Genomic DNA, 12,929 nt, shown 5'->3' on the forward strand with positions numbered 1-12,929 from the left:
CATGAGCCACTCGGTCCCCAACCGCAACTGGTCCTACCCCACCGCGATCAAGTTCGGCGTCGGCCGGATTGCCGAGCTTGCCGAACACTGCGCCGGCGCCGGGGTGAAAAAGCCGCTCTTTGTCACCGACAAGGCGCTGGCGTCGCTGCCGATCACCGCCGAGGCGGTGGCGGTGCTGCAAAAGGCCGGCCTTGGCGCGGCGGTGTTTTCCGAAGTCGATCCGAACCCGAACGAGAAGAACATGGCCGACGGCATTGCCGTGTATCTGGCCGGCGGCCATGACGGGGTGATCTGTTTCGGCGGCGGCTCGGCCTTGGATCTGGGCAAGATGATTGCCCTGATGGCGCATCAGCGGGCCGATCTTTCAGTCTGGGATATGGAAGACATCGACGACTGGTTCACCCGCGCCGATGCCGCCAAAATCGCCCCGATCATCGCGGTGCCGACCACGGCCGGCACTGGTTCGGAAGTCGGCCGCGCCGGGGTGCTGACCAATTCGGCGACCCACAAGAAGAAGATCATCTTCCACCCGAAACTGCTCCCGGTCGTCACCATCTGCGACCCGGCCCTGACCGTGGGCATGCCGCGCTTCATCACCGCCGGCACCGGCATGGATGCGCTGGCGCATTGCCTTGAGGCCTATTCCTCGCCCTTCTACCACCCGATGAGCCAGGGGATTGCGCTGGAGGGCATGCGGCTGGTGTTCGAGAACCTGCCGAAGGTCTATGCCAACCCGAACGACCTTGACGCCCGCGCCCATATGATGAGCGCGGCGGCCATGGGGGCCGTGGCCTTCCAGAAGGGTCTGGGCGCGATCCATTCGCTCAGCCACCCGATCGGCGCGGTCTACGGCACCCATCACGGCACGACCAATGCCGTCGTGATGCCGATGGTGCTGGACATGAACCGCCCGGCGATCGAGGAGCGCATCGAAAAGGCCGCCGCCTATCTGGGCATCACGGGCGGCTTCGACGGCTTCCGCGCCGCGGTGATGGACCTGCGCAAGACCCTGAACATCCCCGAGAACCTGACGGCGCTGGGGGTGACGAACCCCAACCTCGATGAACTCACCGAGATGGCGCTGGAAGACCCGTCCTGCGGCGGCAACCCCGTCACCATGACGCGGGAAAACACCCTCGCGCTGTTCAAGGCCTGTCTGTAAGGTCGGCGCATCGCCGCGGTTCCGGCGCTCCTGCCAAGGGGCGCCGGGCCGGCGGCGCAAGCAATCCGGCAGGCAGGAATGACCGAACACATCACAACCGAAATCGCCGTGCTGGGCGCGGGCGTCGTTGGCCTTTGCGTGGCCGAGGCGCTGGTTGCTGCGGGCCATGAGGTCACACTGGTTGACCCCGGCACGCCCGGCATGGGGGCGAGCTATGGCAATGCCGGCACCATCGCCGATTATGCGGTGATGCCGGTCGGCAGCCCCGATGTGCTGAAGAACCTGCCGGCGCTTCTCTTTGACAAGACCTCGCCGCTGGCCATCCGCCGCGCCGCGCTGCCGGCGCTGCTGCCATGGCTTGCGCGCTTTGCCCTGCAGTCCCTGCCCGGCCCCACGGCGCGCAATGCCGCGGCGATTGCCGCTTTGCTGACCGGCGCCGCGCCGCTGTGGCAGGCGCTGGCCGAGCGCATCGGCGGCGGCCATATCCTGCAGCACCGCGGCTGCCTTTACCTTTACGAGGCGGCCAAGGCCTATCGGGTGGCAGACAAGGACATGGCGTTTCGCCGCTCGCATGGCATCACGATTGACCTGATCGGCCCCGGCGAGCTTGCGGCCCTGGAGCCGGGCCTGCCCGCCGTCGAAGGCGGGGCCGCCTTTTTCCCCAATGCGGTGTTTCTGTCAGACCCGGGGCAAATGGTCGGGCTTCTGACCCGGAAAGTGTTGGAAAAAGCCAACTTTCGCCAGACCCGCGCCGAGCGGCTGACCCGACAGATCGACGGCGTCATCGTCGAAGGTCCGGGCCTGCGGCTGCATGCCCGCAAAGTGGTGATCGCCGCCGGAGCGCATTCGCGCGACCTTGCGGCGCAAGCCGGCGACCGGGTGCCTCTGGACACCGAGCGTGGCTATCATGTCGAATGGGACATCGCCGCACCGCGCCTGACGCGCCCCGCCTGCCCGACCGCGCGCGGCTTCTATCTCTGCCCGATGACCGGGCGGCTGCGGGTGGCGGGAACGGTGGAGCTGGGCGGGCTGACCGCCCCGCCCTCGGCCCACCGCATCGCCAAGCTGGTCGAGGGCGCACGGGCGATCTTCCCGGATCTGCCCGAACCGTCGCGCGAGTGGATGGGCTTTCGCCCCTCGATGCCCGACAGCCGACCGGTGATCGGCCCCTCGCGCGCCGGGCCTGAGGTCATTCATGCCTATGGCCACGGCCATATCGGGCTGACGCTGGCTCCGATCACCGCCCGACTGGTCGCGGCGCTGGTCGCGGGCCGCACGCCCGAGGTCGAACTGGCCCCCTACCTGCCCCACCGCTTCGGCTGAAACAAGAAGGCCGCCCGCAGGCGGCCTTTTCAGTGTCAGGCGAGATAGCCCAGCACGATCGGTTCCACTTCGTGCCAGCCTTCCCACATCATCTTCAGGGCGACGTAGATGATGATCGCAAGACCGACGAAGGCAATCCAGCGGTGCTTGTTCAGAAGCTTGGCGATGAAGCTGGCGGCAAAGCCCATCATCGCGATCGACAGCGCCAGACCGATGATCAGCACCGTCGGATGATCCTTGGCCGCGCCGGCCACGGCCAGCACGTTGTCCAGCGACATCGACACGTCGGCAATGACGATCTGCCAGGCGGCCTGGGCAAAGGTCTTGCGCGGCGCGTCGTCGGCAATCGCGTTGTCGGCGTCGAGATCTTCGTTGGTCAGGGCCTCGACCGCTTCGATGTCATGCTCATGGGCGCCGGCGCGCAGTTCCTGCCACATCTTCCAGCAGACCCAGAGCAGCAGGATGCCCCCGGCCAGCAGCAGGCCGACGATGGCCAGAAGTTGCGTGGTGATCAGCGCGAAACCGATGCGCATGACCGTCGCGGCGATGATCCCGACCATGATGGCCTTGCCGCGTTGCTCCTTGGGCAGACCGGCGGCGGCGAGGCCGATGACAATCGCGTTGTCGCCCGCCAGCACCAGATCGATGCCGATGACCTGCATGAGGGCGACAAGGCCCTCGTATGTGAAGATTTCCATGCGTCCCTCTGTCCTGTCTTGCCCTTGCGGCCTTTGGCGTCACTTAGGCAGTGACAGGCCGACAATCAAGCGCTCCCTGCGGGGGATATGGCAGGGAAAGCTGACATGGGCCTGACACGGGGATGCCCTGGGGCTGACCTGCCGCGGGCCAGCCTTCCGGGCATTCTCAAAGGGTTCCCCCCGGAAAACTGCAATTCTCCGGCCCGATTTCTTGCAAGAAATCGCTTCCCTCAGGCCGCCGTTTCACCAGCACGGGCGATCTGTCCCCGGATCGCCCCCCCGTCCGGCGCAAAAATGCCGCGCCAAGGCAGGGCAGCGCGTCACAGCATCCCCGGCACGACCTGATCCGGCGGGCGGTGGCCATCGGCAAAGGTCTTGATGTTGATGATGACCTTCTCGCCCTGCTCGATCCGGCCCTCGACGGTGGCCGAGCCCATATGCGGCAGCAGCACGACATTCGGCAGGGCGCGCAACTCGGGCGACACGTTGGTTCCGTGTTCATAGACGTCCAGCCCCGCACCGGCGAGTTCGCGGGCCGCCAGCATCCGGGTCAGCGCGTTCTCGTCGATCACCTCGCCGCGCGAAGTGTTGATGATGACGGCCGAGGGTTTCATCAGCTTCAGCCGCCGGGCGTTCATCAGATGGAAGGTCGACGGCGTGTGCGGGCAGTTGATCGACAGGATGTCCATGCGGCTGACCATCTGGTCAAGGCTTTCCCACCATGTCGCGTCCAGTTCCTCCTCGATCTCGGGGCGCAGGCGCTTGCGGTTGTGGTAATGCACTTGCAAGCCAAAGGCGCGGGCCCGCCGCGCCACGGCCTGCCCGATGCGACCCATGCCGAGGATGCCCAGCCGGCGACCGCCCAGTCTGCCGCCAAGGAAGGCGGTTGGCGCCCAGCCCTCCCATTTGCCTGACTGCATCACGGCAAGGCCCTCGGGGATGCGGCGCGTGACGGCCAGCATCAGCGCCATGGTCATGTCGGCGGTGTCCTCGGTGACGACGCCGGGGGTGTTCGACACCAGAATGCCGCGTTGCCGGGCGGTGGCGACGTCGATGTGATCGACCCCCGACCCAAAGGACGCGATCAGCCGCAGCCGTTCGCCCGCCTTGGCGATCAGGCTGGCGTCGATCTGATCGGTGATCGTCGGCACCAGCACATCGGCCCTGCCCATCGCCGCCGCCAGTTCCTCGCGGGTCATCGGGCGGTCATCGTCGCGCAATTCGACATCGAACAATTCCTTCATCCGCGTCTCCACGGGTTCGGGCAAGCGTCGCGTCACGACAACACTCAGACGTCCTGCGGGCATAAGGGCCTCCCTGCACTTCCAAATCGCCTTCCAGAATGGCAAAGTGACGGGAAGCGGGGCGAGGCACAAGCCCCGGTGAGCAGTAACAGCGGCCCGCGCGCGGACATTCCGCCTAAGGGCTTGCGAAAGGCACGGGCGATGGCAGGAATTCGGGGGATCGGGGCGATCTTGGCGCTGGTGATCGGCGCATGGCCCGCCGCGGCGCAGGTCAGCGGCGAAGCGACGGCAACGCTGTCCGCCCCGGCGCCGGTTGATACTTCGCTGGCGGGCCTTGCGACCTCTCCGCGTCCGCGCCCCCGCCCCGGCACCGACCTCGACGGGGTTGCGGCGGCGGCCGAGGCCGCTCCCGCTGCGGCGGCTGAAACCCCGGGGCCCGCGACCGAGGCATCCGCCGCCAAACCCGCCAAGCCGCCACGCGATCCGTCCAAAGGCGCAGTGACGAACCTGCCGATTCCGCGCTTTGTCAGCCTGAAAGGCAACGAGGGCAACGCCCGGCGCGGCCCCAGCCTGACGCACCGCATCGACTGGGTCTTCACCACCACCGGCATGCCGTTGCGCGTCACCGCCGAGCATGAGAACTGGCGCCGCGTCGAGGATGCCGAGGGCATGGGCGGCTGGGTGCATTACGCGCTTCTGTCCGGTGTGCGGTCTGCCTTGGTCTCCGCCGATATGGCCGAATTCCGGGTGAAGCCCGATCCCGAAGCGCTGGTCGTCTTTCAGGCCGAGCGCGGCGTCGTGGGCCGGCTTGTGGAATGCCAGCCCGACTGGTGCCGGATGAACGTACAGGGTGAAAAGGGCTGGATCGAGAAATCCGCACTTTGGGGGGTCTTGCCCGGCGAGGTGCTGGAGTAACGCCGGCGCCCAATGGCCCCCCGTAGGGTGGGGCCACCCCATCTCGCCCCGCCCGTCACATCTGGCAGCGCGCCCTGCTATCCCCACAGGCTGGGGTTTCCCCCCCAACCACGAAGCCGCAGTGCGGTGCGATGGACCCCCACCCTGCCGGTGTTGCGCCTGCCTGCCCGTTTCCGCACTTGATCGGAAGTCCTTCCGGCCTTATGCGGCGGGCCTGCGTCCCGCCCGTCTCATCTGCCCGCGAGTCCCGCTCCATGTCCACGCCCGCCTCCACCCGCCTGACCCTGACCGCCGGAGCGGCTTCGGTCGGCATGGCGGCGCTGCTGGTCGCGCTCAAGCTCTGGGCGCTTGGCGAGACTGGCGCGCTTTCGGTGGCCGCCTCGCTTGCCGACAGCGCCATGGACCTGATGATGTCGCTCGCGGCCATGGCGGCACTGATCTATGCCGCCAAACCTGCCGACGAAGACCATGCCTTCGGCCATACCAGCGCCGAAGACCTTGCGGCGCTGGGGCAGGCCATCTTCATCCTGATTTCGGCGGCGATCATCGCCTTTGCCGCCGCCCAGCGGCTGCTGGATCCGGCCACCGCGCCCTTGCAATCGGAAACCCGCGGCATCGTGGTCATGGCGCTTTCGGTGGCGCTGACCCTGGGTCTGGTCCTGTGGCAAGGCCGTGTCGCCCGCCGCACCGGCTCGCGGGTGGTGGCGGCGGACCGGCTGCATTACCTGGGCGATCTGCTGCCGAACATCGGGGCCATCGCCTCGCTCTGGGCCTCCTCGACCTTCGGCATGAGCCAGATCGACAGCATCGTCGCCATCGGTGCGGCGGTCATGTTGTCGCTTGGCGCGTTGCGTATCGGCAAGGGCGCCTGGGACGCGCTGATGGACCGCCGCGCCGATCCCGCGATCATCGCCGGCATTGCCGAGATTGCGCGGGGCTGGCCGGGGGTGCATGGCTTTCACGACCTGAAGACCCGTACCGCGGGCAGCCGAATCTTCGTGAACATCCATATCGAGCTGGACGGTGCGCAGACCCTGCGCGAGGCGCATGCCATCGGCGCAGGCCTGCGGCGGGCCATCCTGCGGGCCTATCCGCAAACCGATGTCATCATCCACAAGGATGTTGCGAACGAAACCTGAGGCGGTTTCGGCGGCTCCGGGCTCTGCCTGCGAAAAATTTGCGCCATTTCCCTGATCGCCAGACCATTGACCCTTGCGTAAAGTCGCAACTGGCCCCAGTTTCAGCGCAATTATTCATCTGTATAACAGGCGAGTCATGTCGACCGATCGCAAGGTCTACAAACGGGAAAGCGAAGAGGCGCGGCGCGATGCGCTGATCGTTGCCGCCATGGATCTTGTGGCCGAAGGCGGACCGCAGGCGGCCACCGTGCGCGCGATCGCCGAGCGGGCCGGGGTGACGCCGGGGCTGATCCGGCATTACTTCACCTCGAAGGAAGAACTGACCCGCGCCGCCTTCCGCCGCCTGATGGAGTGGATGACCCGTGACAGCTCTGCAGCGCTTCTGTCGGGCGACCTTGGACCGAAGGCGCGGCTTGCGGCGTTTGTGTCAGCCTCGCTGCGGCCGCCAGTGGTGGACCCGAAACGTCTGGGGCTCTGGGCCGGGTTTCTGAACGCGCTGCGCACCGACCCTGAGATGCGCGACATCCACGAGCAGGGCTATCGCGCCTACCGTGACATCCTGGAAACCCTGATCGCGCAATTGCCGCGCAAGACCGATGCCGCCCAAAGCCGCCGCGACGCCATCGCCTGCAACGGCGTTATCGACGGTCTGTGGCTGGAAGGTTCGGCCCTGCCCGACGGATTTGCGCCGGGCGAACTGGAATCCATCGGCCTTGCCGCCGTTTCCGCCATCCTGAACATCGACCTGACCGGAGCCTGATCCATGCGCTATTCACCTCTCACCCATCGGCTGCAAGGCCTTGGCGGCGCCAAGTGGGAAATCCACCACCTCGCCCGCAGCCTGAAGGCCGAGGGCCGCGAGGTCATTGAACTGACCATCGGCGAGCCGGATGTGCCCTGCCCGCCGGCGCTGGTCGCCGCCACGACCGCCGCGATGCAGGCAGGCCGCACCGGGTATTCGAATGGCCATGGCGAACCCGCAGCGCTGGCGGCCCTTGCCGCGCGCTACACCGCGCGCCGCGGCCGCGTCTTCGGGCCGGAGAATGTCATGACCCTGCCCGGCACCCAGACCGCGCTTTTCGCGGTTCTCTGCACGCTCCTCGGTTCGGGCGACGAGGTGATCGTGGCCGATCCGATGTATGCCACCTACGAGGGCCTGATTGCCGCCACCGGGGCAACAGCCGTGCCGGTCGCGCTGCGACCCGAGGCCGGCTTCCGCCTGCAGGCCGCCGATGTGGCGCCGAAGATCAGCGCGAAAACCCGGGTGCTGTTCCTGAACTCGCCGCACAACCCCACGGGAGCGGTGCTGCGCGCCGCCGAGATCGCCGCGCTTGGCGCGCTGGCCCGCGCCCATGACCTGTGGATCGTCGCCGACGAGGTCTATGAGGATCTGATCTTCGACGGCGTGCCGTTCTCCTCGCCGCTCGATTTCCCCGAGCTGGCCGACCGCACCGTCGTCACCTCCTCGATCTCGAAATCCCACGCCGCACCGGGGTTCCGGTCGGGCTGGTGCGTCGGCCCGCAGGCTTTCTGCAACCGGATGCTGCCCTTGTCGGAAACCATGCTGTTCGGCAGCCAGCCCTTCATCGCCGACATGACGGCGCTCGCCATCACCGAAGGCTCGCCCGTTGCGCGCGGCATGGCCGAACGGTTCGCCCGCCGCGCCGCGCTGATCCACGCGCGGCTGCACGGCAAGGCCGGGCTTGCCGTCCACCGCCCCGAGGCCGGCATGTTCGCACTGCTTGATATCCGCAGCACCGGCATGAGCGGCGAAGCCTTTGCCCGCGCCCTGCTTTTGCAATCCGGCGTCGCCTGCATGCCCGGCGAAAGCTTCGGCACCGGGCTGGCGGGCTGGCTGCGGCTGTCGCTGACCCAACCCGACGGCGTCCTTGAAACCGCCTGCACCCGCATCGCGGCTTTTGCCGCCGAACCCAAGGGAGAAGCCGCATGAACACCGTCGGCATGAGACTGGTCGAAGGCCTGCACGCTCGCGGCGTCGAGGTGATCTTCGGCATTCCCGGCGTCCATACCGTTGAAATGTACCGCGGATTGTCCGGCAGCCCGGTGCGCCATGTCACCGCCCGGCACGAGCAGGGCTGCGCCTTCATGGCCGACGGCTATGCCCGCGCCACGGGCAAGCCGGGCGTTGCGCTGGTCATCACCGGGCCGGGGCTGACCAATGCCATCACCGCCATGGCGCAGGCGCGCGAGGATTCGGTGCCGATGCTGGTGATTTCCGGCGTCAACCGGCGGGCCAGCCTTGGCAAGGGCTGGGGCCTGCTGCACGAGCTTCCCGACCAGCAGGCGATGATCGCCACGCTCTGCCCGACGCGCCGCATCACCGACCCGTCCGAGGTAGGCGAGACGCTCGACTGGGCCTTCGCCACCCTCGCCTCCGGCCGCCCCGGCCCGGTGCATATCGAAGTGCCGACCGACGTGATGCCGATGGAATGCCCGGCGCTGGCCGCGCCGGCCCCGGTGCCGGCCCGCCCGGCCGCCAAGAGCCAGACCGAAGCCGCCGAGCTGCTGAACGCCGCCCGCGATGTGGTGATCCTTGCCGGCGGCGGCACGCGCGGGCAGGAGGCGGCGCTTCGGGCGCTGGCCGAACGGCTCGATGCGCCGGTGGTGCAGACCGCCAATGCCCGCGGCCAGATGCACGGCCATGCGCTGACCGTGCCGGCCTCGGCCAGTCTTGCCGCGGTGCGCGCGCTGATCCAGTCGGCGGGCCAGGTGCTGGCCATCGGGACCGAGTTCGGCTGGACTGAATATGACACCTATGTCATCGGCGACCTGCCCGCGCCGCCGAACATGATCCGCATCGACGCCTGCGCCGAGCAACTGGCCCGCCTGCCCGCGGCGCTGCGGCTGCATGGCGACGCCGGGGCGACCATGGCGGCGCTCTTGCCGCTGGTCCGGCAAAAGACCACGGACGGGGCGGGCCGCGCCGCCAGCACCCGCGCCCGCGCCCGCGCCGAAATCGGCGAGCTGGAGCCGATGATGCCCGGCCGGCTCGAGATGGTCGAGGTGGTGCGCGCCGCCCTGCCCGGCTGCCTGATCGTCGCCGACAGCACGCAGCCGATCTACGCCGCCAATCTCTATTACGACCACGACCGGCCCGACGGCTATTTCAATGCCGCCACCGGCTATGGCGCGCTCGGCTATGGCCCCGGCGCGGCCGTCGGCGCGGCGATCGGTGCGCCGGGAGAAAAGGTGGTCTGCCTGATCGGCGATGGCGGCCTGCAATTCTCGCCGGGCGAGCTGCGCACCGCCGTGGATGAGCGTCTGCCGATCACCTTTCTGGTCTGGAACAACGCCGCCTATAACGAGATTGCCGACGCCATGCGCGCCGCCAATACCGAGGTGATCGGCTGCCACCCCTCGCCCCTGAAGCTGGAGCCCTTCGCGGCGGCCTGCGACCTGCCCTTCGCCTCGGTTCCCTTCGACCCCGAGGCGCTGCACTGGGCGCTGGCTCAGCCGCACAGCGGCCCGCGGCTGATCGAGGTTCGCGTGCCGGCCTGACGCCCCGGATTTTCACCGAAAAAAGCGCCCGGCAAGAATTTTCACCGAAACTTCGCGCCGGCGCTTTAATTTGATCAAATTATGCGGCATAAGACTGCGACCATCTGTTGAGAGTCGCCCCATGGCCCAAGACCTGATTGCCGGTGTTGCCTCCGATCGCCTTGCCGCCTTCGCCGCGCGCGAGGCCAAACGCTATGCCGCCTCGCGGCCCAAGGCCAAGGCGGCGCTCGACAAGGGGGCGGAGGCCTTCCTCGGCGGCGTGCCGCTGCACTGGATGAAGGACTGGCCGATGCCGCATCTGCCCCTGGTCGCCAAGGCCAAGGGCGCGCGCCTGACCGACATCGACGGCTATGAGATCGACGATTTCTGCCTTGGCGACACCGGCAGCATGTTCGGCCATTCGCCCGAGCCGGTGGCCAAGGCCATCCGCCATCAGGCGACGCGCGGGCTGACCTACATGCTGCCGACTGAGGATGCGCTCGAAGCCGGCCGCCTGCTGCGCGAAGTGTTCGGCCCCTTCCGCTGGCAGATCGCCACCACCGCGACCGATGCCAACCGCTTTGCCATCCGCGTCGCCCGCGCCATCACCGGGCGGCCGAAGATCCTTGTGTTCAACGGCTGCTATCATGGCACCGTCGATGACGCGATGGTGGAGCTGTCGAACGGCAAGGTGCAGAACCGGCAGGGGCTGATGGGGCAGGTTGCCGATCTGACGCTCGGCGCCAGCTGTGTCGAGTTCAACGATCTCGCGGCCGTCGAGGCCGCGCTGCAGACCGGCGAGATTGCCGCCATCCTGACCGAGCCGGTGATGACCAACTCCTGCATGGTGCTGCCCGATGCCGGCTTCCATGACGGGCTGCGCACGCTGTCGCGCCGCTACGGTGCGCTCCTCATCATCGACGAGACCCACACGATTTCCTCGGGCCTTGGCGGCTATACGGGCGTGCATTCGCTGTCGCCTGACATGTTCGTCGTCGGCAAATGCGTCGCCGGCGGGCTGCCCACCGCGGTCTGGGGCATGACCGACGAGACCGCGCAGCGCTACGAGGCGGCCAACGCCCGGCGCGCGCCCGGCCATTCGGGCATGGGCACCACGCTCTCGGCCAACCCGCTGCAATTTGCCTGCCTGCGCGCCAATCTGTCCGAGGTCATGACCGCGCAGAATTATGACCACATGGAAAAGCTGGCCGAACGGCTGGCCCATGGCCTTGCCGCCGTCATCGACCGGGTGAAGGCGCCCTGGCATGTCGTCCGCGTCGGCGCGCGGGTGGAATTCATCTGCGCCCCCGGCCCGCTGAAGAACGGCGCCGAGGCCGCGCATGCCCATCAGCCGCAGGTCGAGGCCGCGCTCCACACCGCGCTCTTGAACCGCGGCAGCCTGATCGCGCCGTTTCACAACATGATGCTCATCAGCCCCAAGACGCGAAAACGTCAGGTTGATCGCCTGATCGCCGCCTTCGACGAAGTGCTGACCGAACTTTTCCGCTGAAAGACCAGAGACATGACCACCAACTCCCCCTCCGGCTCCACTGTGACCGAGGCCGAAGCCTTCCTCGCCGCCCATCCGGAGATCGAGGCGTTCGACATCATCCTGCACGATTCCAACGGCATCGGGCGCGGCAAGATCATCCGCCGGCACGAGCTGTTGTCGATCTACAAATCCGGCCGCCACATGCCGATCTCGATCCTCGGGCTCGATATCTGCGGCGAGGATGTGCATGAAACCGGGCTGATCTGGGATCAGGGCGACGGCGACCGCCGGGCCTGGCCCATTCCCGGCACGCTGGTGCCCCTGGCCGGCACCAACCCGCCCCGCGGTGAGCTGTTCCTGTCGCTTTACAATCTCGACGGCAGCCAGATGACCTCGGACCCGCGCCACGCGCTGCAAAATCAGGTCGATGCCTGGGCCGCCGAGGGGCTTTACCCCGCCGGGGCCTTCGAGCTGGAATTCTTCCTTCTGGAAAACGAGCGTGACCAGAACGGCAAGATGATCCCGGCGCGCGACGTGCTGGACCGCCGCCGCAATTCGAAAACCGACGTCTATTCGGTGGACCAGCTGCACGGCATGCTGCCCCTCTTCAACGACGTCTACGCCGGCGCCAAGGCCGCCGGCATCAAGGCCGAAACGCTGATTTCCGAATTCGCCCCCGGCCAGTATGAGCTGACGCTGCATTACCGCGAGAACGTGATGCAGGCCGCGGACGATCTGATGCGGCTGAAGCGGCTGGTGCGCATGCACGCCCGCCTCCACGGTGTCACCGCCTGCTTCATGGCCAAGCCGAACGAGAACTATGCCGGCTCGGGCATGCATTTCCACGTCTCGATGCTGGACAAGGCGGGCCGGAACGTCTTTGTCGAGCCGGTCGAGGGCCAGTATAACAACACCATCAAGCACGCCATCGGCGGGCTGCAGCAGACTATGGGCGAAAGCATGCTGGTCTTTGCGCCGCACGCCAATTCCTGGCGCCGCTTTGCCAGCCAGAGCTATGCGCCGGTCAGCCCGACCTGGGGCGTCAACAACCGCTCGGTCGCCTTGCGCATTCCGGCCGGCGACATCCGCGCCCGGCGGATCGAGCATCGCCCGGCCGGCGTGGATGCCAACCCCTATCTGGTGGCCGCGACGGTTCTGGCCGGCATCCGCCACGGGCTGAAGCACCAGATCGACCCCGGCCCGGAAACCACTGGCAACGGCTATGATGCCGAAACCACGGTCATCATCCCCGAGGACTGGCGCTCGGCGATCAAGCTGGCGCAGGATTCGGCCTTCCTGAAAGAGGCCCTGGGCGAAGACATGCACCGCACCTTCACCGCCGTGAAGGCCGCCGAATACGCCCGGGTGATGCGCACGGTGAGCGAAGTCGACTTCGACCTTTACCTGCACACGGTCTGAAACCTGCGCCCTCCCCTCCCCCTTGTGGGGAGGGGCCGG

The 12,929-nt window shown here is 67.5% G+C and carries 11 protein-coding genes; 9 read left to right on the plus strand and 2 right to left on the minus strand.

All coding sequences use genetic code 11. The annotated features are described in order from the left end of the window. Position 1 precedes the first annotated feature (1 nt). Both G4Z14_RS09085 and G4Z14_RS09090 read left to right on the plus strand, forming a co-directional pair. On the plus strand, positions 2 to 1,162 hold the full coding sequence (locus tag G4Z14_RS09085) for an iron-containing alcohol dehydrogenase (RefSeq protein ID WP_164624911.1): 1,161 nt from the start codon (positions 2 to 4) through the stop codon (positions 1,160 to 1,162). Between the two features lie 78 nt (positions 1,163 to 1,240). Then, positions 1,241 to 2,485 carry an NAD(P)/FAD-dependent oxidoreductase gene (locus tag G4Z14_RS09090; RefSeq protein WP_164624913.1) on the plus strand — a complete coding sequence of 415 codons (1,245 nt, stop codon included), beginning with the start codon at positions 1,241 to 1,243 and terminating at the stop codon, positions 2,483 to 2,485. A 35-nt stretch (positions 2,486 to 2,520) separates the two neighbouring features. Here G4Z14_RS09090 and G4Z14_RS09095 read toward each other — a convergent pair whose 3' ends face one another. Then, a complete protein-coding gene (locus G4Z14_RS09095) occupies positions 2,521 to 3,183 on the minus strand; it encodes a TerC family protein (protein ID WP_164624914.1) in 663 nt (220 codons plus the stop codon). A 320-nt stretch (positions 3,184 to 3,503) separates the two neighbouring features. Beyond that, entirely contained in the window at positions 3,504 to 4,490 is a 987-nt protein-coding gene (locus G4Z14_RS09100) for a 2-hydroxyacid dehydrogenase (RefSeq protein ID WP_164624916.1), read from the minus strand. Between the two features lie 138 nt (positions 4,491 to 4,628). Here G4Z14_RS09100 and G4Z14_RS09105 point away from each other — a divergent pair, with 138 nt between their 5' ends. The 7 genes from G4Z14_RS09105 (at position 4,629) to G4Z14_RS09135 (ending at position 12,890) form a co-directional block, all read left to right on the plus strand. Continuing rightward, complete coding sequence (locus G4Z14_RS09105; RefSeq protein WP_164624918.1) at positions 4,629 to 5,342, plus strand: SH3 domain-containing protein; 714 nt, start codon at positions 4,629 to 4,631, stop codon at positions 5,340 to 5,342. Between the two features lie 254 nt (positions 5,343 to 5,596). Continuing rightward, entirely contained in the window at positions 5,597 to 6,481 is an 885-nt protein-coding gene (locus G4Z14_RS09110) for a cation diffusion facilitator family transporter (protein WP_164624920.1), read from the plus strand. 136 nt (positions 6,482 to 6,617) lie between these two features. Beyond that, the gene (locus G4Z14_RS09115) at positions 6,618 to 7,241 is read left to right on the plus strand and encodes a TetR/AcrR family transcriptional regulator (RefSeq protein ID WP_164624922.1); all 624 of its coding nucleotides are present in this window, start codon (positions 6,618 to 6,620) and stop codon (positions 7,239 to 7,241) included. 3 nt (positions 7,242 to 7,244) lie between these two features. Continuing rightward, positions 7,245 to 8,432: a pyridoxal phosphate-dependent aminotransferase gene (locus G4Z14_RS09120; protein ID WP_164624924.1), complete on the plus strand. Its 1,188-nt coding sequence runs from the start codon at positions 7,245 to 7,247 to the stop codon at positions 8,430 to 8,432. Next, complete coding sequence (locus G4Z14_RS09125; RefSeq protein ID WP_164624926.1) at positions 8,429 to 10,000, plus strand: 5-guanidino-2-oxopentanoate decarboxylase; 1,572 nt, start codon at positions 8,429 to 8,431, stop codon at positions 9,998 to 10,000. The genes G4Z14_RS09120 and G4Z14_RS09125 overlap by 4 nt, the downstream gene beginning before the upstream one ends. A gap of 121 nt (positions 10,001 to 10,121) precedes the next feature. Beyond that, entirely contained in the window at positions 10,122 to 11,489 is a 1,368-nt protein-coding gene (locus G4Z14_RS09130) for an aspartate aminotransferase family protein (protein WP_164624928.1), read from the plus strand. A gap of 12 nt (positions 11,490 to 11,501) precedes the next feature. Next, complete coding sequence (locus G4Z14_RS09135) at positions 11,502 to 12,890, plus strand: glutamine synthetase family protein (RefSeq protein ID WP_164624930.1); 1,389 nt, start codon at positions 11,502 to 11,504, stop codon at positions 12,888 to 12,890. Positions 12,891 to 12,929 lie beyond the last annotated feature (39 nt).

The sequence above is a fragment of the Tabrizicola oligotrophica genome, assembly GCF_011008935.1.
Lineage (GTDB): Bacteria > Pseudomonadota > Alphaproteobacteria > Rhodobacterales > Rhodobacteraceae > Tabrizicola_A > Tabrizicola_A oligotrophica.